Source organism: Priestia sp. P1_B12_1, assembly GCF_056406695.1.
On the sequence record NZ_JBFTZR010000028.1, the window covers coordinates 1 to 22646 of the forward strand.

Annotated in this window: 23 protein-coding genes; 7 read left to right on the plus strand and 16 right to left on the minus strand. The window is 33.9% G+C overall.

What is annotated here, in order from left to right; genetic code table 11:
• The 4 genes from AC1D0Y_RS28145 to AC1D0Y_RS28160 all read left to right on the plus strand — a co-directional run.
• On the plus strand, positions 1-704 hold a 704-nt coding region (locus AC1D0Y_RS28145; protein ID WP_477708284.1), incomplete at its 5' end, for a ParB N-terminal domain-containing protein.
• 37 nt (positions 705-741) lie between these two features.
• Positions 742-957 carry a hypothetical protein gene (locus tag AC1D0Y_RS28150; RefSeq protein WP_477708285.1) on the plus strand — a complete coding sequence of 72 codons (216 nt, stop codon included), beginning with the start codon at positions 742-744 and terminating at the stop codon, positions 955-957.
• A 142-nt stretch (positions 958-1099) separates the two neighbouring features.
• Positions 1100-1579 (plus strand): hypothetical protein, encoded by a 480-nt coding sequence (locus AC1D0Y_RS28155; protein ID WP_477708286.1) that lies wholly within the window; start codon positions 1100-1102, stop codon positions 1577-1579.
• Positions 1580-1915: 336 nt separating this feature from the next.
• On the plus strand, positions 1916-2146 hold the full coding sequence (locus tag AC1D0Y_RS28160; RefSeq protein WP_310330242.1) for a helix-turn-helix domain-containing protein: 231 nt from the start codon (positions 1916-1918) through the stop codon (positions 2144-2146).
• A gap of 96 nt (positions 2147-2242) precedes the next feature.
• Here the strand turns inward: AC1D0Y_RS28160 and AC1D0Y_RS28165 are convergent, their stop codons facing one another.
• The 6 genes from AC1D0Y_RS28165 to AC1D0Y_RS28190 form a co-directional block, all read right to left on the minus strand.
• Positions 2243-3796 (minus strand): DUF4365 domain-containing protein, encoded by a 1554-nt coding sequence (locus AC1D0Y_RS28165; RefSeq protein ID WP_477708287.1) that lies wholly within the window; start codon positions 3794-3796, stop codon positions 2243-2245.
• 493 nt (positions 3797-4289) lie between these two features.
• The gene (locus AC1D0Y_RS28170; RefSeq protein WP_477708288.1) at positions 4290-4421 is read right to left on the minus strand and encodes a hypothetical protein; all 132 of its coding nucleotides are present in this window, start codon (positions 4419-4421) and stop codon (positions 4290-4292) included.
• Between the two features lie 646 nt (positions 4422-5067).
• On the minus strand, positions 5068-5763 hold the full coding sequence (locus AC1D0Y_RS28175; protein ID WP_477708289.1) for a hypothetical protein: 696 nt from the start codon (positions 5761-5763) through the stop codon (positions 5068-5070).
• Positions 5760-6893, minus strand: a complete 1134-nt coding sequence (locus AC1D0Y_RS28180; protein ID WP_477708290.1) for an FtsK/SpoIIIE domain-containing protein — start codon at positions 6891-6893, stop codon at positions 5760-5762. The genes AC1D0Y_RS28175 and AC1D0Y_RS28180 overlap by 4 nt, the downstream gene beginning before the upstream one ends.
• Before the next feature lie 12 nt (positions 6894-6905).
• Complete coding sequence (locus tag AC1D0Y_RS28185) at positions 6906-7205, minus strand: hypothetical protein (protein WP_477708291.1); 300 nt, start codon at positions 7203-7205, stop codon at positions 6906-6908.
• A 433-nt stretch (positions 7206-7638) separates the two neighbouring features.
• A complete protein-coding gene (locus tag AC1D0Y_RS28190) occupies positions 7639-7848 on the minus strand; it encodes a small, acid-soluble spore protein, alpha/beta type (protein WP_477708292.1) in 210 nt (69 codons plus the stop codon).
• Positions 7849-8282: 434 nt separating this feature from the next.
• On the opposite strand from AC1D0Y_RS28190, the gene spxA reads away from it, so the two are divergent.
• Positions 8283-8654 carry a transcriptional regulator SpxA gene (gene spxA, locus AC1D0Y_RS28195; RefSeq protein WP_477708293.1) on the plus strand — a complete coding sequence of 124 codons (372 nt, stop codon included), beginning with the start codon at positions 8283-8285 and terminating at the stop codon, positions 8652-8654.
• Positions 8655-8773: 119 nt separating this feature from the next.
• On the opposite strand, the gene AC1D0Y_RS28200 is transcribed toward spxA, so the two are convergent.
• The 9 genes from AC1D0Y_RS28200 to AC1D0Y_RS28240 form a co-directional block, all read right to left on the minus strand.
• On the minus strand, positions 8774-9577 hold the full coding sequence (locus tag AC1D0Y_RS28200; protein ID WP_477708294.1) for an ABC transporter ATP-binding protein: 804 nt from the start codon (positions 9575-9577) through the stop codon (positions 8774-8776).
• Complete coding sequence (locus AC1D0Y_RS28205; protein ID WP_477708295.1) at positions 9577-10614, minus strand: FecCD family ABC transporter permease; 1038 nt, start codon at positions 10612-10614, stop codon at positions 9577-9579. The genes AC1D0Y_RS28200 and AC1D0Y_RS28205 overlap by 1 nt, the downstream gene beginning before the upstream one ends.
• A complete protein-coding gene (locus AC1D0Y_RS28210) occupies positions 10611-11651 on the minus strand; it encodes a FecCD family ABC transporter permease (protein ID WP_477708305.1) in 1041 nt (346 codons plus the stop codon). The genes AC1D0Y_RS28205 and AC1D0Y_RS28210 overlap by 4 nt, the downstream gene beginning before the upstream one ends.
• The gene (locus AC1D0Y_RS28215; RefSeq protein ID WP_477708296.1) at positions 11644-12693 is read right to left on the minus strand and encodes an iron-siderophore ABC transporter substrate-binding protein; all 1050 of its coding nucleotides are present in this window, start codon (positions 12691-12693) and stop codon (positions 11644-11646) included. Before AC1D0Y_RS28215 ends, AC1D0Y_RS28210 begins: the two co-directional genes overlap by 8 nt.
• Before the next feature lie 878 nt (positions 12694-13571).
• Positions 13572-14384, minus strand: a complete 813-nt coding sequence (locus tag AC1D0Y_RS28220) for an Rpn family recombination-promoting nuclease/putative transposase (RefSeq protein ID WP_477708297.1) — start codon at positions 14382-14384, stop codon at positions 13572-13574.
• A 200-nt stretch (positions 14385-14584) separates the two neighbouring features.
• Positions 14585-15430: a Cof-type HAD-IIB family hydrolase gene (locus tag AC1D0Y_RS28225; RefSeq protein ID WP_477708298.1), complete on the minus strand. Its 846-nt coding sequence runs from the start codon at positions 15428-15430 to the stop codon at positions 14585-14587.
• Between the two features lie 101 nt (positions 15431-15531).
• Positions 15532-16026, minus strand: a complete 495-nt coding sequence (locus tag AC1D0Y_RS28230) for a PTS sugar transporter subunit IIA (RefSeq protein WP_477708299.1) — start codon at positions 16024-16026, stop codon at positions 15532-15534.
• 39 nt (positions 16027-16065) lie between these two features.
• Positions 16066-17439 carry a class-II fumarase/aspartase family protein gene (locus tag AC1D0Y_RS28235; RefSeq protein ID WP_477708300.1) on the minus strand — a complete coding sequence of 458 codons (1374 nt, stop codon included), beginning with the start codon at positions 17437-17439 and terminating at the stop codon, positions 16066-16068.
• A 72-nt stretch (positions 17440-17511) separates the two neighbouring features.
• Positions 17512-19059, minus strand: a complete 1548-nt coding sequence (locus AC1D0Y_RS28240; RefSeq protein ID WP_477708301.1) for a PTS transporter subunit EIIC — start codon at positions 19057-19059, stop codon at positions 17512-17514.
• Positions 19060-19379: 320 nt separating this feature from the next.
• On the opposite strand from AC1D0Y_RS28240, the gene AC1D0Y_RS28245 reads away from it, so the two are divergent.
• Positions 19380-20942, plus strand: coding sequence for a helix-turn-helix domain-containing protein (locus AC1D0Y_RS28245; protein WP_477708302.1), 1563 nt, complete (start codon positions 19380-19382; stop codon positions 20940-20942).
• Positions 20943-21247: 305 nt separating this feature from the next.
• Here the strand turns inward: AC1D0Y_RS28245 and AC1D0Y_RS28250 are convergent, their stop codons facing one another.
• Positions 21248-21760 (minus strand): HAD-IIIA family hydrolase, encoded by a 513-nt coding sequence (locus AC1D0Y_RS28250; protein ID WP_477708303.1) that lies wholly within the window; start codon positions 21758-21760, stop codon positions 21248-21250.
• 210 nt (positions 21761-21970) lie between these two features.
• Here AC1D0Y_RS28250 and AC1D0Y_RS28255 point away from each other — a divergent pair, with 210 nt between their 5' ends.
• Complete coding sequence (locus AC1D0Y_RS28255) at positions 21971-22435, plus strand: GNAT family N-acetyltransferase (protein WP_477708304.1); 465 nt, start codon at positions 21971-21973, stop codon at positions 22433-22435.
• The last annotated feature ends 211 nt before the right edge of the window (positions 22436-22646 follow it).

Here is a 22646-nt window from a genome sequence, read left to right on the forward strand (position 1 = left end):
AAAAAGGGTCACCATCTGCGCCTAAAGGATTAAAGAAGAGTACCTTTATTTCGTATACGGTGTTTGTTGCGAAGAAAGCCTTTAATAAAACAGGGCTCACGAAGAAAAGCATCATGCATGAAAAGATCTTAATTCAAGGGGAACCAACGCTGGATATTCCGATTGATGAATGCCCTGGTGAAGTAGGCGTGATTTGTTTTCAAATTACCGTTCTCCCGAACAAAAATGATAAAGAAAAGAATCAATCAGATACGAAAAAAGAACCTAAACAAGAGGCTTCTGCGCCTTCTCAAGAACAAAAGAATACGGAATCTACTAATCAGAAAGAACAAGCACCTGATTCTCAACCTGTAGCAAAAGAGGAGAAGAAAGAAGAAGAAACCGTAAAGACAGAGATAAAAGAAACACCTGTAAAAGAGAAAAAGACTGAGCCAAAGCCCAAAGCACTACCAAATCAGCCAAAAGGAACACAGGATCTTTTGAGCTTTGATGACATTATCGTGCCTGAAGAATTCTTAAAGACACGTCCAAACCCTGACAAAACACAAAAGGTTATTGATTTTGTGAAGCGTACAGGTCGCTTAGATGAGCCGTTGACGATTGAAAAAGGGTCGAATGTCTTAAAAGACGGTTATCGTCGTTATATCGTGGCCAAGACGGTCAAAATGGATCAAGTTCCTGTTGTCTATGAATATAAAAAGTAAATAGAGTGAGAGTAGAATGGTGTAGAGGGAGAACATCTTGACTCAAGGTGAAAAAGAGAACCCTAATATCGAGCACGTGGACTTGGATTATCCCATGGCTATGAGAATACTAGGCTGTCGATTATTAACGGTAAAACATGAATTGAAAAATGTGAACGAAGATGAAAAGGGATTACAGAAAGAAGCTAAAGCAGGAGAAAGCATTGCAATGAGAAAGTATGGCACCTATTTAATTTATGAAATAAATAGGTGAACGCACTATTTTACCTGCAGCTAAAACTGTTCCTTGGTACATTAACGGCAAAATGACAAAATACCAAATAGGGTCCTCTTATTATTTGAAGGTTTTTATGTATATACCTAGAATAGTTCTCTTGATAAGAGGAGGTGATCATATGTTGAGAGTCATAACCGCAGAAGCAGCATATACCACCGAAGAATTAGCCGATATACTTGGTTTGCCCATATCAACTATACGAAAATACAACTTCCATTTTGCCAAAATTGGTGTGCACTTTACTAAAAAACACGGTAGATTAGCTTATACAAATGACGACGTTACCATCTTTCATGAACTAAAAAGAATTTATGCTCATCCCGAAATGACCTTAGAAAAAGCCGTTATAACCGTTGCAAGAAAATTTAACTTAATACAAATATCAGCCACTCCACCTAACATTTCAACTGAAAAGCAAACCCTTAACCTAGAACCACGCGAGCTGCAAATGAAAGAGATACAAAGCTATATCGATGCAAAATTTGAGGAACGCGAACGTCAATTAATTTCAATGGCTCGTGAAATTCGAGCGTTAAAAAAAGCACAACAACAAAAAAAGAGCTTTTATAAGTGGTTAAAAACCTTTTTTGAAAGATAATTTGCTAAAATGGCGGTATCTCGTTATCTAATATTCACACAAAAAAACCTTTACCTAGAGGGAAAAGGTTTTTTTGTGTGAAGTCCAATTTCAAAGAATATCGATAACAAAGACCGCCCATTATGTATCAGTCTATAAGGCGGTCTTAACTGTATTCATGCTATATGAGTATGACAAAAATCTCGACATTATTCTAAAGAGATTAGTTTTTTCTCTTTTTCTTTCAGTATATGAAGGTATAGCAGACCTTTATGCCTATGTTTTTATCTTTTTGGAATCAACGTGATTCAAGATGACTCAAAGTGGACAAGATGATAGAAAAGGAGTGATGTAGATATGTTATTATGGTGGAAAAACCCAAAAAGGTCTAAATTCGGAAAATTTTTGGACCGAAATGGTATTGCTCAGACAGACTTTGCTGAGAGAGCAAACGTATCGAGAAGTACGATTTGGCGTTTATGTAACAGAAAAGACTACATACCCACACCTGTCTCATTAAAAAAAATCATGGATACTGTACGAAAAATAGATAAAAATAAGCAAATTCAAGATTTTTTTGATTTATAAGCCCTACTATAGGCAAATAGGGCTTATTTATTGTATTAAGGACAAAAACTTTATAAAAGTTTACTCGCAATCTATATACAGAAGAAAATGAGCATACTACTCCAAGTTTTGATAAAAACGGTAAATTGGAAATTCCATGATCTCCTCTTTTTCTTCACTAGGAAGAGTACCAAGTATTCTCTTCGCTTTTATCTTATTTTTCAACAAAACTTCACATGCAAAACATATGGTTTGCTCTTTATTACTCTCGGCTCTTTTTTGCATATCATAAAGATTGTTTTGTTCCTCTTTTGATAATTCATGACCTTGCTTGAGTTTAATAAGATAAATATTAACCTTTGCAATATCATCTTCTGGAAACTTCGCTAAATATCGTTGATTTAGATTAAGAGAAAGTTCTAAATAATTTGCATCAAGGGTTTTATCATAAAATTCTATATAGCTTAAAGAACTAGTAATGGTTAAGTCAGCTTGTATATCATGATGTTCATCAGCAAAAGACAATTTTACTATTTCGAAATCAAAGTTTGTATCTTTCACCATTTCTTCAATTTTTAGAGAAGAGAAAATGCTTACTTTTTGGTCATAATTCCCCCTGTTATCAGGCAATATAACAGGTTTAACAGTATTCTGACCGTGGTTACTAGCTACACCTCTTATAAACGAATATCGATTCATTATTTTTAACGCTTCTTCACTATAAAGGTTAAGGAAACATCCATCTGCATACACTAATGCTAGGTTCACACATTTAGAAAGTTCAATATTGATTATCTGCGTTTTTTCTAATTTTTCTTGACGAATATTCAGCAAGCTATATTGCTTATTTTTAAAGATATTGATTATAGCATTGAATAGGGGAGGTAAATCTTCTTTATCATCGAATATATAATCTTCACTTATTCCAATTTGAGTGCAAATATCTATCAGTTCATTGTAAAATTCAATCTCTTCCTCAAGTCGTTGGAGGTCTCCCTTTACATTTAGTGTTCCGCCAGATAACTGTAAAGATTGAAAGGGAAACTTATTGCGCTGTATGTAATAGTTTAGTAATCGTAAACACTTCATATAGGAACCGAGGCTTTTAACTCTTTCTAGATGGAATAGACCAGATTTCTTTCTCCTATCAAAATTCAACGTTAAAGTATCTTCTATAAAGACCTTGAATCCTTTCTCAGTTTCAATGATTTGGTAATTAACAAGGGTGGATTCATTGTTCATGTAAACCACTTCATTTTTTCTAATTTTTAACTCATCTAACTTAGCTTCCTCCACGGGTAACCTAATACCGTCGTCTGGTATACCATATACGTGGATCATCCCTTCAAATAAATTAAAAGCTTCCTGTTGTATGTTAACAAAATCTACTTTGTAAGGCGTAGATTCTTTGTTTTCGGATGTTTCAGTAGAGCGTGTGTGCTGTTTGTCTACCTCTTTTATAAATGTGTGATGTAAAGGATCTAAATTCTCATTCTTCATTTTTTTAAAATCAAAGGAAATAGCTTTCTTTTCACTTGAATTAAGATGAGATAAGAGTGATCTAATTTTTAGTGGAGCTAATATTCGATAATACACTAGCTGTTCAACAGTTGTTGTATCAGTTTCTAGATCTTTTGCTGCAACCTTTTTTTGGGCCTTTGTTGTAACCATTCAATTCTCTCCTTCTTCATGATGAACGTTTAAGTCCATAAAAACCTATCGAATTTTAGTATAGCAATAACAACACCGAATTCGTTAGGCAAATTAAATCAAACGGTGTTATTATTAAACCACTTCTTGTTCAATCAAACTTTATTATAAACAATCAGAATTACTAGACCTATATTAAGTTGATTCTAAATTCATTTGAGGAAAAGGGTGTTCTTGGATTTTCTCTTTTAATTGTTTAAAGAATTCTTATATTTCTCCATGAGTTCAGGAATGCTTGCTACCTATACTTAGATTAGTTAATTTTAGTTGATATTAAGAATAAATGAAAAGAAGTATTTAACACTTTAAGAGTTACTAATTTTTTGATAATATAATAATACGTATTAAAGGTATATATATTATACATCTTTAATGTGGCATAAAATCCTTTAAGAAGAAAAGCAATCCACCTCCCAATTTGGACTAGTTTTTCTTCTTTTTTTATTCATCTAAATCATTTAGAAGCAGATTCTCTTGAATTTAAGTGTATAAAAGCTCTTACTTCCACAACGGAAAGACCTAGTTGATAAGCTTCTTCCATCAGTACTATCCATTCCCAATCAATATCATTCTCTTCTTTCAGCATTTATAATTTCCTCCATATCTGTCTTATCTACATAATCTTAAAATATAATTCTATTGATTCAACGAGTTTCTTATCATTCGTTTTAATCCTTACAGATAAATTCAACTGTAATTTTTAACTGAGACGTTTAGGGATAAAGAGAACCTAAACAAATAAATGGTTTTCCTATGAGTTCCTTTTATCGCATATGTAGTTTTTTATACATATGCTGTAACCTACCTGAAATAGTATCGTTATAAAAAGAAACATGTCTGCCTCTTTACTGTTATAAATATATGCTATTATCGTCCCATCGGTATTTTATATATTGTATCCCTATTTTAAAGCTACCTCCATTTAACGTGTAGGTAGCTTCTTTTTTATGCATAAAGTATAAATAGTCTTTAATAACTATTTTATTTACATAAAATAAATGAAAAGTGTATAATTAGAACTATAGTTATTTATATAGAAGAAGGGAGAATAGGTATGCTAACTAGATTTGAATCCCTCTTATTTAACAGGGAACTGGTGCTCTTAATGCAACAGTACTTTGGAAGTAACGATTATAGGATGAAGGAAAGCATATATACCCAAATTAACCTATTACTTCATGTGTTAAATGGAAAAGGATAAACTTTTAGATTACCTCATAAAGCTATAAAAATTATGTTAGATTTATTTTAATTCCTCCAGGTGAAGAATTCCTTATTCCCATCGGTTTTCTTTGTTCTTTAGTAGGACTCTTATATTTCTCCATTAATTCATCAATACTTGCTACTTGTATAATCCGTATATGTTCTGAAGATACCGCATAACGAACAGGCGTAACCAAAATAACGGAAGGGAATATGGCTGCCCGATCCTCTGGCTGCCAATGCAATGCTTTCCATTCATCTGAAAAGAAAAACTCTTCATAAAGGTTAATCTTTGCTTGCATTTTCTGTTCTGAATACTGATTGCGCTGAATTTCAATCCAAAAGGGAGATCCTTTAAAAATACAAAAGAGGTCTGGTTCGATGCCTCCTTTTCGTCCGGTAGGTTTATCCTCCACAATGACCTGTTTTGGCGCACTATACGTGTACATTTGTTTATAGATATCTAGAATTGAAAGGAAATGGAGGATTTTTTGAGAGTTCTTTTTAATTTTGGCATCTACAGGTAAATAGACCGTAGGAGAATACTGCTGTGTCCGTTCAAGGAGTCCTAATCGATACAAACGTACCATGACGCTATTGCAAGCATTTACGGGCGATTTGAGCTGTTTAAAGAAGAGGTCAACTAATGAGTCTCGATCCACGGCTCTAAACTGGTTAATAAACGCTATAATGTCTTTATCACGTTGAGATAAACGGAAACTCATCGCTGTTCCTCCTTCTCTAATAACCCAAAGATGGATTGGGCTGCCACTTCTAGTTCCAGTTCAGGATCTTTCACGAGCGTTTTATAAGGAGTAAGTATTTCCTTACAAGCTTCTTCATCTAAGAAAAAGGCTTGAAACTCTTTAATCTCATCAATTTTAATCTTCATGCGTCCTCTAGCTGCAGCGTCAATTTCTTCGGCACCGATGACTCCAGCTACTTTTGCATTTATCGTATCGGCCTGCCTTCCAGAGATCCGAACCCGTAAGTTTGCTTTTAGTGCTGAATTCAACAAATCGGCATCGGGACGCTGCATCGCAATAATCGTATGAACACCTAACGCACGGCCTTGGCTTGCAAACTGTTGAATCATCTCTACGAGATCTGTTTCTCTCTTCACTATGGACATTTCATCAACTACCACAACAATCCGAGGCAGCTTAAATGGAAGCCGACTAATATGTGTTACGCCGTGCTCTAACAATAAATCGCCTCTTCGATACATTTCAGCTCGTAATAATGCAAAAGGTTTTCTCATTTCCTTTGCCTCAAAACAAAGCGCATCCACATGCTCAATCCCATGAAACAGCCCCAAATCAGCTCGTTTAAGGTCGACTAATACTAATCTTAGATCATTAGGCGACGTATATTTTATCCATGTGGTGAGAATCACACGCATAAGACTGCTTTTTCCGGCTCCAATTTCGCCAGAAATCAATAAGGTTTCTAAGTCAGCAAAATCCCATGAAACAGGGTTTCCATAGATATCTTGACCAATACAAACAGGAAGCTTCATTTTCTCAATATGAGGATGAATGACTTCATACTTATAATTGAGCATCTTAGGTAGGCTTTTGTGATGAACGGTAATACTAAAGTTCTTTAAGCTACCATTCACTTCAATATTGCTGCCTAATACTTGCCGTAAAGCCCATCTTTTTTTCGTTAAAAGTTCGGGATCAATGCCATTCAGTAAGGAAAAGGCATACCGAGTGTAGGTGTTCTGATGATCAATCCGATGGATTTTCGGGAATTGATAGGAGGTACGATCCCCACGCTTGATGACTCGATAAATCTCTGCGGTACGAAACGCTTTAATCAACTGACCACGTAACTTTAGCTTTTCAAACATGAACATTCCTCCTTAAAACATAAAGGTCGCAAAAAAGTAAATGAGGGCGCTATAAAAGGTGACAGGTAGGATAAAACGCATCACCTTTGCGAACTGATCAACCAGATCAATGACACCCCATCGCTCTAATATTCGTTCGATAATAGCGATTCCTAAAACAATGCCCCCTATGGTCAAAATAGTGGGGTCAAGCATGGCGAATAGACTAAACGGAACAAAGGAATAAGCCTTGAAGGGACGAAGTCTCTCGAGAGGTGGTTTGGGGAATGGAGAAAAGATTTTTCGAAAAGGAAACCTTTTTGTTTTTCTCATGTTGATACCTTCTTTCACTCTTTTAATTTTTTTGCTTTTGACGTACCTGTTTTTTCAGTTCACCGCATTCGGTCGCCCCCTTCGCCTCTTCGGCTCAGCTCCCTTACAGGTTCCATAAAGGGCTTAACGATGCGTATACAGCTTGTATTAACGGGGTAACGCTACTGAACTAGATACTGATTAGGCAATGAAGGCGTAATTCTTTAGATACTATGTAACTATTGCAGTAAGCTTGCCTGTCCAACCCAAAAATAACAAAGAATCCTTACTGCAGTAGGCAAGGGGTAGGACCTTATGTAAGAAGTGATGGGTTTTTATATGCTAGTGTTTGTCTCAAAGATCTATTTTTTTATGACATAATGTAGAAAATTACTCATAGAAAAAGGGAGAATGGATATCCATTCTCCCTTAAGCCATAAATTATAAAATTGTATTAGAAACGTCCGCCGCCAAGTTGTTGCTCAGCCATTTTTACAAGACGTTTTGTGATTTCGCCACCTACTGATCCGTTTGCACGTGCAGTTGTGTCAGCACCAAGGTTTACACCAAATTCGCTCGCGATTTCATATTTCATTTGATCGATTGCTTGTTCAGCACCATATACTAATAATTCGTTGTTGTTGCTGCTTTTGTTGTTTGCCATGTTGTGTCACCTCCTTGTTTCTTTTAAGTTTCCTATTATAGGAGAGGTGTATACATGGTAAATAGTGGATGGGTAGTTCCTCGTCTGATTGACATACTAAATCTTAGAAGCAAATTGCACTGTAAAAAGTGGGATATCTGCTTCACTTCCTTGTGATAAAGATTAAATACTTGCCATGTTTAAGAAAAAGGGTGACAAACAAGAATGTCATCCTTTTTCTTGTTTTCAGCCCTAGTAAGACGAGAATATAGTAAACAGATAGATAAGTTATGCTATAATAGTGATGGGAATAATATGTGAATCATCTAATGTATTCAACGTAGAAAAGAGCCACTTGTAGTATACAAGTGGCTTTTACTTATTAGAAATCTATATACTTTTATTTACATTGATTAATAAAGATAGAAAAAAATACATACAGATGAGGTGTGAAAATGATTCATCTATATACAACAACCAGCTGCGTTTCTTGCCGAAAAGCAAAGACTTGGCTTGAAAAACATCAAATTGATTATATTGAGAGAAATCTATCGTATGAACCTATTACAGAAGACGAAATTAAAAATATTCTTAGCATGACAGAAGAGGGGACAGATGAAATTATTTCTACCAGATCAAAGATACTTCAAAGGCTAAATATAGAGATAGATGAACTTTCCTTACCAGAGCTATATAAATTGGTGAAAATCCACCCAACTATCCTTAAACGCCCCCTTATACAAGATGAGAAAATATTACAGGTTGGATATAATGAGGACGAAATACGCGTTTTTATTCCTCGAAAACTTCGTACTCTATTACTATAGAACAATTCGTAATAAGTAATCCTTAAACGTGTTTTACACCTATAGAAAAAACCTTCAATTTTGAAGGTTTTTAATGATGAAATCATGATGTTTTTAAGATTATTTATTGTATTTACAACTTATGCTTTAACGTGATATCTACCTTTTGGTACAACTAAAGGGGTAGCTGAAATAGGATCTTGAATTACAGTACAATTAAGCCCAAAAATATCTTTTACTAATGTATCTGTAATAATATCTGATGGCTCACCTTCTGCTACAAGTTTTCCTTCTTGAAGTGCAAATATATAATCTGCATACCGCGCTGATAGGTTAATATCATGAAGAACCATAACAATTGTCGTTCCGTATCTTCGATTAAGATCCGTTAGCAAATCTAAAATTTCTACTTGATAAGTAATATCTAAAAAAGTCGTCGGCTCATCAAGAAATAAAATATCGGTTTGCTGAGCTAAAGCCATTGCAATCCAAACGCGTTGCCTTTGACCACCTGATAGCTCATCAATATCATGATTTGCAAATTCAGTGATATTCATAATTTCCATAGCTTCAGCAACAGCTTCATAATCCTTTTTTGACCATCCACTTAGCAAAGATTGGTGAGGAAATCGACCTCGACCAATTAAATCTGCTACCGTTATGCCTTCTGGTACAACGGGAGATTGAGGTAAGATACCTAGAACACGAGCTAATTGCTTCGGTGGAATCTTACTAATTGCTTTTCCATCAAGTGTGATTTCTCCAGCTGAAGGTTTAATAAGTTTGGCTAGTGTTTTTAGGAGCGTAGATTTCCCACAGCCATTTGCTCCGATAATAACGCTTATTTTATTGCTTGGTATTTCAAGTTCAATGCCTTTTATAATCGTTTTATTGTCATAGCCCGACATTACCTTTTTGGCTCGAAAACTATGTATTGTTTCCATTATAATTCTCCCTTTCGGTTCATTCGGATTAATAACAAGATTAGATATGGAGCTCCAAGCAATCCTGTTATGACCCCTACAGGAAACCTATATTCAAAGGCAAATTGTCCAATTAAATCTGCTACTAAAACTAAGTTAGCTCCTACAAGACCTGCTGGTATAATATTAGAGAAGCTAATACCAACTAATCTATTAGCAATCGGTCCTGCAAGGAAGGAGACAAAGGCAATTGGCCCGGTGGTAGCTGTAGCGATAGCAATCATCAAGACGGAACTTAAGATAAGCAAAATTCTTGTCTTATCTGTAGCAACACCGAGAGAAGAAGCCATTTGCTCACCAAGTTCTAACATATTTAATTGCTTGCCCAATAGGATAACAATTGGAGTGAAGATTATAACTGTTATCATCAATGGAGGCAATTCTTCTAGTTGAGAACCATTGAGACTACCATTAAGCCATCTAAGTGCTGCCGAAATATCTTGTTGCGCACTAGTTAATAGAAGGTAAGATATTATTGCATCAAGCATAGCCTGTATCCCTATCCCAATAAGGATTAAACGACCAATTGAAAAAGAATTTCCTCGAGATAGCAAATACATAATGAATACTGTAATAAGACCCCCAACAATTGAAGCAATAGAAATCACTGTGTTGCTTGTATGAAACACAGTAATACATAAAACAGCTGCAGCACTTGAACCAGATGTAATACCTAATACGTTTGGATTCGCAAGTGGATTTCGTAACATTGTTTGAAAAATGTAACCTGCAATACCAAACGCGAATCCTGCAAAAAGACCGGCCAACATTCTTGGAAGGCGTATTGTATTCACTGCAAAAGAAACACCTGCAATTTGTTCCCCTGTAAGTGATCGAATTACCTCTTGAATGGGGTAAATTGTGTTTCCAAGTAGAAGCATGGTACAGCAAAGAATAAAAGTTAATATCGTAAGTAAGCTAGTAACAATTATCCATCGACGACGTCTTTGCTGCATCCCTTCCATAATAGATTTAATTTCAACAGATTGATTTTTCATAATGACCGCACTTTCGATTTCTTAGCTAATATGATAAGTATAGGTGCGCCTATAAATGCAGTAACTACACCAACTTCCAGTTCTCCAGGACTAGCAATGAGTCGCCCAATTACATCAGATAATGTTAAAATGATTGCTCCTGTAATCCCTGATATAGGAATCAAAAATCGTAAATCAGGACCAAGAATAAGACGCGTAACATGTGTGGACAAAAGACCAATAAATCCGATAGGCCCTGCTAATGCAGTAGCTGCTCCACACAAAATAACACCTCCAATGGCGGATCCAAGACGTAAAAATCCTGGTCGAACACCAAGTCCTGTTGCTGTCTCATCTCCTAATGCCAGAGCGTTAAGCGCTGGAGCCGTAATAAGTGCAATCAGAACCCCGATAATCAGAAAGGGAAGGAATGTTGTAATTGAATTCCAAGTTGCAGAACCAACACTACCCAATTGCCAAAATCTGAATTGATCCATAGCATAAGAATTAGGAATCATAATAGTGGTGACAAGAGACGAAAGAGCTGCACTTGTAGCAGCTCCAGCTAAAACTAATTTAATTGGCGTAGCTCCACCTCGTCCCATTGAACCGATTCCAAATACAAATGTTGCAGTTAATGCTGCTCCAATTAAAGCAAGCCAGATATATTGATTGGCAGTACTAATATTTAAGAAGGCAATTCCACCAACAACAAATAATGCTGCTCCGGTATTTACCCCTAGTATGCTAGGATCGGCAAGTGGATTTCGAGTAACAGCTTGCATCAGTGCCCCAGCTATTCCTAATGCTGCTCCACATAATAAGCTAAAAATTGTTCGTGAAAGTCGTTTGCGTACAACATTTGCACCATAAGAATCGTTATTATGATTAAATAAACCATCCATTAATTCCTGAAAGCTTACTACACGAGCCCCTAAAGAAAGTGAAGCTATAATGCATATAGTTAATAAAATAATAGAAATGATAATTATAAGCCTAAAGCTTCTAGGAACATGCAAGTCTAGCGACTTATGTTTTGAAACAGAGGAACTACTTATCTTCTTTATCAATAGCTTCACCTATTAACTTTAAGTAATCATCAATAGTGTACTTAATTGAAAGTGGAGTTGGCGTTCCCGCAGCAACTAAAGGTGTGTCACTTTCGATAAATGCTACTGAACCTCTTTTAACAGCAGGTATCTTACCAAGTAATGGATCTGCTTTAATCGCTTTATATAATTTATCATCGCCATATCCAACAATGACGTCGGCGTCATAAAGAGCCTCAACATTTTCAGCACTTAACTCAAGGGAATAACTGTTAGGATCTTTAATTTGTTCTGTAACACTTTTTGGGTAATCCATTCCTAATTCATGTAAGAATGCGACACGTGAATCGACTGGTGTATAAATGTGCAGTTTAGATAAATCTTTTGCAGAGAAGTTAACCCAAACAACTTTTTTACCCTTGATTTGAGGGTATTTACTTACTTTTTCTTGAACCAAATTTTCAGTATCTTTAATTAGTTGTTTGCCTTCTTTTTTCATACCCATACCAGTTGCATTTAATTCAACTTGCTCACGCCAAGTCGTTGCCCAAGGGGCTTTTGGATATGCAACAACAGGAGCAATTTTAGAAAGAGTATCATAATCCTCTTGTGTGATACCAGAGTAAGAAGCAAGAATAACGTCTGGTTTTGCATCTGAAATAGCTTCAAAATCAAGACCATCTGTATCTTGGAATACATTAGGTTTTTTTTCACCAAGTTCATCTAATTTTTCTGCCGTCCAAGGTAAAAGACCACTATCATCTTGGACACCAAAATTAGCTGCAGAGAAGCCTTTAGGGACAACACCCAGAGCTAAAGCAACGTCCTGGTTCCCCCATTGAATCGTAACTACTCGTTTCGGTTTACTTTCAATAACTGTTTCCCCTAAAGCGTGTTTAATTTTAATTGGATATTCCGAATCCGTTTTTGTAGAAGTAGATTTTGTTTCATCAGATTCAGATGACTGGCTTGAACAACCAACTATTGATAGGATTGCCACAAATGACAATAGTAACATTAGTATAAATGAGATTTTTCGTTTTTTATGCATATGTAATCCCTTTCTAGTAATAAAGTATAGTTTAAACTTGTTCGAATAGTTATGATAATCAAGAATTTTTTACATATAAATTGGGTTGAAAATCTTGGTCACTCCTCTCTTTGTTAATGATTATCATTCTCAAATATAATACTTGTTATTAATTTTGCTGTCAATTGGAAAAAATGGATGTGAAATAGATCTTAAGATCCTATATTGAAGAAATATATATATGAATTAGTTATATTTATCTATTATTTTAGTGAATAATCTAATGAATAAAATAGAAGAAGTTGTATAAATACTATTCTAAAAAGTATTAAAACTCTACATAATGAGTGGATGTACACTTAAAAGGGGAGAAGGCTAATGTAATTACTTTGGCAAGTTTCCCTCATCTACTGCAGTAGATGAGGCATGGAAGGTGATGGAAGATGTGTTCGTTTTCTATATGTTAAGGAGTGAACTAATCGCCTTATTTTTCATGAAATGGACAAGAGAGTAGAGGATGTCCCATCTACTTCATACATAAAAGTTGAGTCGCCCATTGAAAGACGTTTATATACGGCCTTGGTTCTACATGGATATCCGGTCCTATCACAAGTCAAAGGTGGACCTTATCGTATTGATCTTGTGCTAGGAAGGCTTTCCATCCACCTACTGCCCAAGCAGCTTCTGTACTTCCATACCCCTGCTTCATTAAAAGAAATTTTTATGTTAATAAGAAACTCCAAAAATATAAAAGTGTTCTCAACGATAAATCACAATTGTGTATTTTGGATTAGTTACCATCACAACTGTAAAAGTATATTATTAACCAAATATCCCCTTTACTTCACACATAAAAATAAGCAGTGTCTTAAAGACACTGCTTATTTTTATGATTTAATTTATTGACGACGAAGTTTTTGTATTTCTTCTTCCTTAAGCCCTGTTAGCTCAGCAATTGTTACATCATCAATTCCTTTTTCAATCATACCTAGTGCAACTTTTCTGAGTGCTTTTTCTTCGCCTTTCTTCTCACCTTTCATTTCTCCGATCTTTTCTCCTTCTATTTTCCCGAGGCTTTCAGCTCTTTTTAAAGCCGATTTTTCATCTAATAATGCCTTTTTTCGGGCCTCATACGCTAATAACACTTCTGGGTCTTGGCTGACACGTTCCCATTCATCTATTGCTTTTTTCAATACCTGATCTTCTTGCATCGCAATCTCCTCCAATACCTGAGTGATTTCTTCATCTTCCGATGCTTCAAGTAATAATAACCATCGCACAAGTTGATCTTCTCGTGGGTCTACCTCTCTGTGACGCCACTTAATTAATAGCTTAGGTAGCTCCATAAAATGAATTTCCAGCATATCGGTTAAGAGTACTTTCTGTTCTCGCTCATATAACTGAAAGGTAGAATGATAATGAGTGATATGCGATAAATAACGGAAGTTGACAATGTTGATGGTAATCGTTTTACAAAGCTCTCCATAGTCCATGCCTTCTTTCATTTGGCTGCTATACATTTTGGACCAGTAATAGAGTGTTCGTTTTTCCATGTCATGTTTATTATTAAGCTGAATTTCAATGTTAACACGGCTTCCATCTTCTAATTGCGCATGTACATCTAAAATCGAGCGTTTATCTTCTTGGTTTTCTTTATTAAAATGAGGATCTAATAACCTTGCTAACCGTATCATTTCATTACTCTTACTCAAAGAATCACCTTCCATACAACATTCATTACATTTCGACATATTCAGCAAAAAGAAAAAGTTAATACCGAATTTTTATAATACAATAAACTAAAAAGTTCGGTATTAACCTTATATTCCATTTCTAATTTGATAAAATATGAGACTTGTATCAGCACCTCTTTAAATTACTAGCGATGAATTTTCACTATACAAAACAAAATTCATAATATATATATATCTAGTGCATAAGATACGCCATGTTTTGAATTTGATAAGGTTATGCAATCACATATATTTTTTACCTGATAATCTGCATTCTCCATTGCAATAGAAAGTCCGGCCACTTTAAGCATAGGAATGTCATTAAAATTATCTCCGATAGCCACTGTATTTGCTAAAGGTATATTATAATAATCAGCTATACTTTTTAGTCCATTTCCTTTATGACCAGTCTTATGCATAATTTCTATGTTGTATGGGCCAGAAGAAGTTATAATAATATTTGAAACTTGGCTTAACGATGAAGCTATCTCTTTTTTTCTTTGAGCATTAAAAGCAAGTATAAAAATTTTATTAACCTTTAAATTATCTTTAATTAATACATCATTATAATGTGTAAAATACTTTATAAGTTTAGACTGTCGTGGTTTTTCAGCTATACGTTTAAAATCATCTGGCAAATCTTCAATATTTGGAGTTGATTTTACTACTCGATTTGGCCAATTATCTGGTGCAAATATTCCTTGATTTGTATAGAGATAATACGGTATCTCCGCATCATCTAATTGTTGTGCTGTATAAAATACATCTTCTGGATCCATTGAAACATTTTTTATTATTTTACTGTCCACTTCTACCACAGATCCGTTACTTCCTGCAATGGGGCAGGTAAGCCCGTATTTCTGCAGTATTTGTTTGATATCTTCAGGTGCACGTCCAGAACATATCATTACAATATGACCTTGATTTTGTGCTTTCCAAATGGATTGTATATTCTCTTTTGAGATTTGTTTTTCAGGAGATAGCAATGTGCCGTCTAAATCAATTGCAACTAGTTTCAAACTCATCCCAGCTCTCATTTTTCCATTGTTTTCTTAAACTAATATGATGAACTAAATGCAGCTGTGCTGCATGATTTTAAATATAAAATTCTAATCACTATTAGCTTCTATTTTAGTTTTGTGGTAAATACTTTTGACTCCCCGGCTTTTACTTGATCTGAGTTCTCCCACTCAAATTTGAATTTTTCGTCCATATTATTGGTTACAACCATCGGAATGATTGTATTACATCCTTTTTTTTCAATAAATGCAAGATCTGCTTCAACAATTGTTTGTCCCTTTGTTACTCTGTCTCCAATTTTCCCTCGTACATTGAACCCCTCACCCTTAAGCCCGACAGTTTCTAATCCAATATGCACAAGAATTTCTTCACCAAGCTCTGTCTTAATTCCAAAAGCATGTTTCGTATCAGCTATTAAAGTAATTTCTCCGTCTATGGGTGCGACAACTTGTCCATTTGAAGGTTTAATTGCTATACCTTCCCCCATGACTTTTTGACCAAAAACAGGATCTGGAACATTTTCTAATTTAACCAGTTCTCCCGTAGCATGTGCGAAAATTTCTTCTTTCTTTGTATCCTTTTTAAATAAATTCTTAAACACAGATGTAACCTCCAACGAATATTTATTATTAGTATTCAACTAATTTAATATCTTTTTTTCTATAACTTTACTCATATTTTTCGCCTTAAAAGAAAATTCTTCAGCAATTTGTTTTGAAAGACCAATATAATTTTTAGGATCAAGCATTTCTTTAAGTTGTTTATCTGTAAAGTTCTCTGCTATTATTGGATTTTCGCTTAATATATCAAGGTAATTCTTTTTCTCTAAATATGATTGCATGACTAATTCATATACTAAAGAGTGTGCTTCATCTTTGCCTAATTTCTTAGCTATTTCCATCATCACAAATTCGCTATTATCAAGACCCTTATTTAGTAAAGCATTCTTTGACATTCTTTCCTTATTTACTGTTAAAGTTCTAGTCAATTCTTCGCCTCTTAAAAGGATCTCCGTTGTTAATGAGAGAGCTTCTTCTAATGTTCCATCAAATAACATATATGAAGTACTATCACCTTCAAATGGTCTTGGGCATGAATAAAGCCCCATTGAAACTAAGGAATATAACTTTTGAGAGTTTGCAATGATTCCTTTAGATAGCTTTGGATTAATCTTATGAGGCATTGTACTACTTCCAATAGTGCCCTCTTGGAAACCTTCTGACACTTCACCAAACTCTTCGATCGAAGTATAATAAACTTCTTCAGCTATTTTGTGGCAGGTACTTGCTAGTAAAGAGAGGTTCATTATATATTCCACTTTATGAGTACTCATATTTCTAGATGGAATATCCATAGAATGCATACCTAATAATGTAGCTACCCTATCTTGTACCTTTCGTCCTACCTCTCCTGATGAATTAAAAGCTCCTACAGCCCCACCCATCATTATATTAAAGACCCTTTTTTGTACTTCCTCCATTCTTTCTACAGAGGCCATCAACTCACTTATCCAGACAGATACCTTATAGCCATATGTTATAGGGATAGCATGTTTTCCATGGGTTCTCCCCGGTAAAATGGTGTCCTTGTTATCCTCAGCTAATATAGCTAAGTTTCTTAAAATGTCACCAACCACTTTTAAAAACCTATCGTGTATTCTTTTCATTATAAGCAGTTGACCTGATTGTTGAATATTTTGAGTAGTTACTCCATAATGAACATATTTTCCACTATCTTGATCACATACTTTAACTAAAACTTTTAAGAAAGGAACAAATCCGTGGCCAATTTTTTGCTGAATTATATCCATCTGTTTTAAATCTAGATTTTCTAATTTACATGCTAACTCTATATTTTTTGCTGCTTCACTTGGGATAATACTAAACTCAGCCTGAGCCTTTGCAAGAGCTGCCTCTACATCAAGCCAAGCTTGATATTTTGCTTCATTTGTCAACAGATATTTTATCCCTCTGTCGTTCATCGTTTTACTTTTTGAATCATATAGTGCTCTCATTATTTCACTCCTAGAAAGTGGTTCCTTATTATTTAATTATCTATATAAGCTTTCAAGTATTAACATATATAACTAGCTTGCTACTTCCCCTATAGCATTTTTTACAAATTCTACGTGTGGACCAAATACGATATGAATATGATTTTTTTGAGGGAAAAATACTCCTGATGCCCCTGAATTCTTTATTTTCTCCATATCTACTACATCTTGGTTATTTAAATCAATTCGTAGTCTTGTAATACAATTATCAACGTTCTTTAAATTTGCTGGCCCTCCTAAAGCATCCACAAGGATTACCGCAATTTCTTTATATTTCTTCTCTTTTAATAATGTAGAATTTTTCACTTCTTCTTCTCTTCCAGGAGTTCGTAAATTAAATTTAATAATGATAAATTTAAAAACGAAATAGAACACAATAAAGTTGAATAATCCCAATATGATTAAATGAATCCAATTAGTCTTGTCATAGAGCAAGCCAAAGATCCCAAAATCAAATATAGTTCCTCTAATATAACTTGTAGTAATATCTAACAAATTAAGTGGCAATGCTGTAAGACCAGAAAGTAACGCATATACAAAGTATAATTGAGGAGCAATAAATAAGAATGAGAACTCCATTGGTTCAGTTACATTTCCTAAGAAAGCCGTCAGGACTAAGGTTAAAATAGTCCCTTTAGCGATTTGTTTATTGGACTTATAAGCTGTGTGATACATAGCTAAACCAATAGCAGGGATTCTGAATAATGTACCTAGCATTTGACCAGTACCTAAATAACTTGTAAGGGTAGGCATTAAACTCCAACTTTCATGATTAGGGCCCAGTTGGAACAATATCTTATTTACAGCATTAAGTATTCCTGTATATTCTTGACCATCTATTGTATAGGTTCCACCAGCAGCTGTGAGCCTGAGTAATTCATTTAATACATGATGTAATCCAAAGGGTATACAGAGTTTTTCAACGAACCAGTATAATCCCACACCATAGTACGGATTCATAAATACAACCGAAATACTAATTAAGAATTTAGTTAAAGCTTCCCAAATAAAAGGGATAAATAAACCAATAGGAATTACTGCTAAAAATGTAATAATCGGTACTGATTTTTTCCCACTAAAGAAAGCGAATGCTAATGGTAGTTCCAACTTATAAAATCGATCTGCTATCTTTGCAGCGACAAGTCCTGCAATAATACCTCCAACAGCTTGCGTATCAAGGCTTTGAATTCCAAGGATAAGTCCTTGCCCTTTTGCAGTTATGTTCTCAGTAGCTAAGTTGTTCGTAACAGTAAGCCAAACATTCATGACTATTAACAGAGTTAAATATCCTATAACAGAGGAGAAAACCGCAATTCCTTTTTCATTTTTGGACATTCCATATGCTACCCCCATTGCAAAAAGCAATGGAATATTATTGAAAATAACCTCAGTTATAGTACGTAAATTTTTGATAATAGTTTGAAGTATTTCATTACCTAAAAAAGGTATTTTATCAATCATATAATCTTGTGCTAGAGCCCCTGATAAACCTAGAATTAATCCTATAGGAGCTAAAAGCGCAATGGGAAGTAATAATGACCTCCCAAAAGTTTGTACTCCATCTTTCATTCTTGTTAACAATGTAAACCCTCCTCTTTTAGCTTCTTTAGTTGTTAATTGGGTTTTTACGTAAAAGTTTTAATATTCTCTTTCTAATTTTTTGACGATACATGTATCATTGCTTATTTCTTAATTTTGATTTTATTTCTGTTAAGCGCTTTCTTCAAGGCAACTTTGTAAACTAAAAATGATTCAAAAAGTTACCCTGAAGAAGAAAGTAAGTATAATGTTTTAAAAAATATATTTGCTCTTGAATAGATAAATTTTAACAACTTTTAAATTTAAAAATTCAGGATATAATGAAGGAGTGTTTCCTCTCCATAATATAAAGGGTTGATTATATGAGTATTAATAAACTGGATTTAAAAATAATAAGTTTCCTACAAGAAAAAAGTAAATTAGACCTTACAGATTCGTATAAGCGTTTTAGCAGAAGTGCTAATAGTTTAAAGAGACATATAACAAACATTAACTTGTATCTACCACCTGAAAAGCAAATAAAAATAGTTGGAAACACAGTTATAAGTAATCTAAAGTACAATGATTATATTAGTTTTGTCAGCACTCTTTCACTAGATGATTATATTTCTTCTCAAAATGAACGTAATTTTGCAATTATTGTTTTGTCTTTTTTAAATAAATATCTAAATACGACTAAACTGTACGAGGAAATTGGTATTAGTTTAACTACAAAGAAAAAAGATACAAAAGCCTTAAATGAATATTTAAAAGAAAAGAATTTAAGTATGGAAATCATCCCCAAAAAAGGAATAGAAATTGTAGGACATGAAAGATCTTATCGTATTTTGACTACATCTATTTTAGCTTCTCTTCTAGAAATAGATTCCTTCGGTAATATTATCAATCGAAGAGCTAATAATCCTTTACAAAAAATGATTATAAAGATCTTTTCTGAAAAGGCCGAGGCTCAAATATGCCAGGCAAAAGAGTTATTGGATAAACTTATTGAAGTAAATAAAATGAGGATGTCTTATCTATCTAAAAAGTTTTGTTTTATCTATCTAATTCTAACTTTATACAGGATTCAGGAAGGGAACGGCATAGAAAGTATTACAAAAATCAAGTTAAAGATACGCAAGTACCAATTATTAAATGAACAAAACCAAGATGAAAATTTATTCCTAGATTATTTAATCTCATCGCTGGATTATACATTTTATGAATCACCGCCTCTAGATAACCAACTGCAAGAGGTAGCTATCACTTTTATAAATGAAATTCAAAAAAACATAATTACAACTTTTCATAATTATGACCTGGTCTTTAATGAGATTTATAAGTACTTATATAAAAGTATCATTCGAAATAAATATGATTACACTTTTTATGATGATAAGCTAGATCATACTCATATAGAGTTACCTAAATTATTTGGAATTGTTAGTAGAGCTATACCTGTTCTTGAAGATAAAATAGATATTAGATTTTCAGACATACAGATTTCCACTATGACCTTAATATTTAGGAAATTTATCATGGAAAACAAAGTAATCGGAAGAAATAGTAAAAAAATTGTTATTGTTACTAATTCAGCTGTTGAGAAAACAAGCTTTTTCGTTGAAAATTTAAGGCACTATATCGATTTAAGAGTTGTTGGAAATATTAATATTAATGAGCTTCACCAACTTAAAAATTTAGAATATGACTTAATTATTACCTTTTCAAACAGAATTGCTACTTTAATAGAAGACGAGAACTACTCATGTATTAAATTGAATTTTTATCTACATCAAAGTGATATTCAAAAACTTTTGGACCTTGGATTCTCTAGTAGTTCAAGAAGGAAGATTCTATCTGATGCCTTTCTCGAAGACATATCAAATAAATCTCCAGCTGAAATTAAAGAGTTATTACTTGAAAAATATTCATCTCACTTTTTGTAGCCATTATATTTCAAGTCATAAAGTGAATCGTATTGAAAATGACAAAGCTAAAAATCCCTTTCTTCCAAGGGTTCTCATAAGGTTGCACATTACCTTGTTATGCAGCTTTTATACATATGTTCGTTCGGTAAAATGTAGCCTTTATAGCAAAAATATGCTATAATTTGTCTATCGACATGTTTTTAAGAAAATCCCTGTTAAAGCTACCTCGTTTCTACTGCTGAGGTAGCTTTAGCTTTTTATTTTACTAATATTCAGGTTTGTTCAATATAGATGATCTAAAAAGGTATACTTTTACGGACTTTTCAAATATAGGATGGCAAATTTTTTATAGTATTCAATTGATGTATATTTCCCTGTTTATAATTTGAACCTATCCCTATTCCGAAGCCTTTAATTCCAAGGTTTACTACTAGCTCCATATCAACTGTTGAGTCACCAACCATAAAACACTCTCCCAATTTAATTTCAGGATATTTATAAGTTGCTTTCATAATCATTCCGATTTCAGGTTTTATACAAGTGCATCCTTCATGTTTACCATGTGGACAATAAAAAACATCGAGTAATTCAATTCCTTGTCTTTCTAACTCATTTATCATCTGATTATTTATATCGTGATACTGGTCAATTGTAATGTATCCTTCGTTAATAATGTATTGATTTGTAATGATGATAATTTTATAGCCTTTTCTTATAACTTCTTTTAACGTGTTAATTGAACCTTCTATAAATATAGGATGCTCTATTCCAGTCCATTCCTTATCTGGATAATCTTCAATTATAGTTCCGTCCCTGTCAAAAAATGCAACCTTCAATATCTACACCTCTTACTCTTTTATTTTAAAGAAAGAATACATTCGTTCTTTTTAATTTTAGTTTCGAGGAGGTTTTATGTCGAAAAAACGCAAAAATCATTGCAACAAAGATCACTAGTCTTGTATGTCCTATGAAGCCATCTCAAAGGATTTTAGTTAAGGCTATAGAATTTACTAGGAGCAAAGAATAAAGAAATAAAGGAGAAAATTATGAAAGTAAGGAAATTTCAAATAGAAGATACGCCCCAATTAGTACATTTAATGAGTCAACTTGGGTATGCAACTTCTTTAGAAAAACTAGAGAGTAGAATGAAGAATATTCATTCTCAACCTAGTTACCATACATTAGTAGTTATACTAAATAACAAGGTAGTCGGAATGGCTGGTCTATGTCATAACTTGTTTTATGAATATGACAGTTGTTATGTCAGGATTGTCGCTTTTATTGTAGAGATTAATCATAGACGTAAAGGAATTGGTGAAAAATTAATGTGTGAGGCAGAAAAATGGGCGATAACACAAGAAGTAACCCATATTATGTTAAACAATGGAAATAGGGAAGAGAGAATGGCTGCCCATAAATTTTATCTTAGTATGGGATATACAGATAAAAGTACGGGTTTTTCTAAATCATTAGCAGGTAAACATATTGCTAAAAGTAATAAGAGGCCTTGAAATTTAAGGTCTCTTTTAGTGCCGATAAAGAGTGATTATGTTAACTGGGTTTGTATATAATAGGGACCGTCAATAATTTTGTGTAAATACGAATTTCCTTTTCTTATAGATGTTATTCACTAGTTTGTTTTAAACATCATTTGTAGCTCTGCGCGAGCTTGATCAAAACCAATATGACATCTTGTCGCAAAGCGCTGATTATACTGGTCAA

Excerpts from the sequence above, each read along its gene's own strand:
- AC1D0Y_RS28215 (WP_477708296.1), bottom strand. The coding sequence starts at position 12,693 with ATGCATAAAAAACGAAAAATCTCATTTATACTAATGTTACTATTGTCA.
- AC1D0Y_RS28190 (WP_477708292.1), bottom strand. The coding sequence starts at position 7,848 with ATGGCAAACAACAAAAGCAGCAACAACAACGAATTATTAGTATATGGT.
- AC1D0Y_RS28245 (WP_477708302.1), top strand. The coding sequence starts at position 19,380 with ATGAGTATTAATAAACTGGATTTAAAAATAATAAGTTTCCTACAAGAA.
- AC1D0Y_RS28255 (WP_477708304.1), top strand. The coding sequence starts at position 21,971 with ATGAAAGTAAGGAAATTTCAAATAGAAGATACGCCCCAATTAGTACAT.
- AC1D0Y_RS28170 (WP_477708288.1), bottom strand. The coding sequence starts at position 4,421 with ATGCTGAAAGAAGAGAATGATATTGATTGGGAATGGATAGTACTGATG.
- AC1D0Y_RS28225 (WP_477708298.1), bottom strand. The coding sequence starts at position 15,430 with ATGAGTTTGAAACTAGTTGCAATTGATTTAGACGGCACATTGCTATCT.
- AC1D0Y_RS28165 (WP_477708287.1), bottom strand. The coding sequence starts at position 3,796 with ATGGTTACAACAAAGGCCCAAAAAAAGGTTGCAGCAAAAGATCTAGAA.
- AC1D0Y_RS28175 (WP_477708289.1), bottom strand. The coding sequence starts at position 5,763 with ATGAGTTTCCGTTTATCTCAACGTGATAAAGACATTATAGCGTTTATT.
- AC1D0Y_RS28155 (WP_477708286.1), top strand. The coding sequence starts at position 1,100 with ATGTTGAGAGTCATAACCGCAGAAGCAGCATATACCACCGAAGAATTA.
- AC1D0Y_RS28160 (WP_310330242.1), top strand. The coding sequence starts at position 1,916 with ATGTTATTATGGTGGAAAAACCCAAAAAGGTCTAAATTCGGAAAATTT.
- AC1D0Y_RS28235 (WP_477708300.1), bottom strand. The coding sequence starts at position 17,439 with ATGAGAGCACTATATGATTCAAAAAGTAAAACGATGAACGACAGAGGG.
- AC1D0Y_RS28200 (WP_477708294.1), bottom strand. The coding sequence starts at position 9,577 with ATGGAAACAATACATAGTTTTCGAGCCAAAAAGGTAATGTCGGGCTAT.
- AC1D0Y_RS28185 (WP_477708291.1), bottom strand. The coding sequence starts at position 7,205 with ATGAGAAAAACAAAAAGGTTTCCTTTTCGAAAAATCTTTTCTCCATTC.
- AC1D0Y_RS28180 (WP_477708290.1), bottom strand. The coding sequence starts at position 6,893 with ATGTTTGAAAAGCTAAAGTTACGTGGTCAGTTGATTAAAGCGTTTCGT.
- AC1D0Y_RS28205 (WP_477708295.1), bottom strand. The coding sequence starts at position 10,614 with ATGAAAAATCAATCTGTTGAAATTAAATCTATTATGGAAGGGATGCAG.
- spxA (WP_477708293.1), top strand. The coding sequence starts at position 8,283 with ATGATTCATCTATATACAACAACCAGCTGCGTTTCTTGCCGAAAAGCA.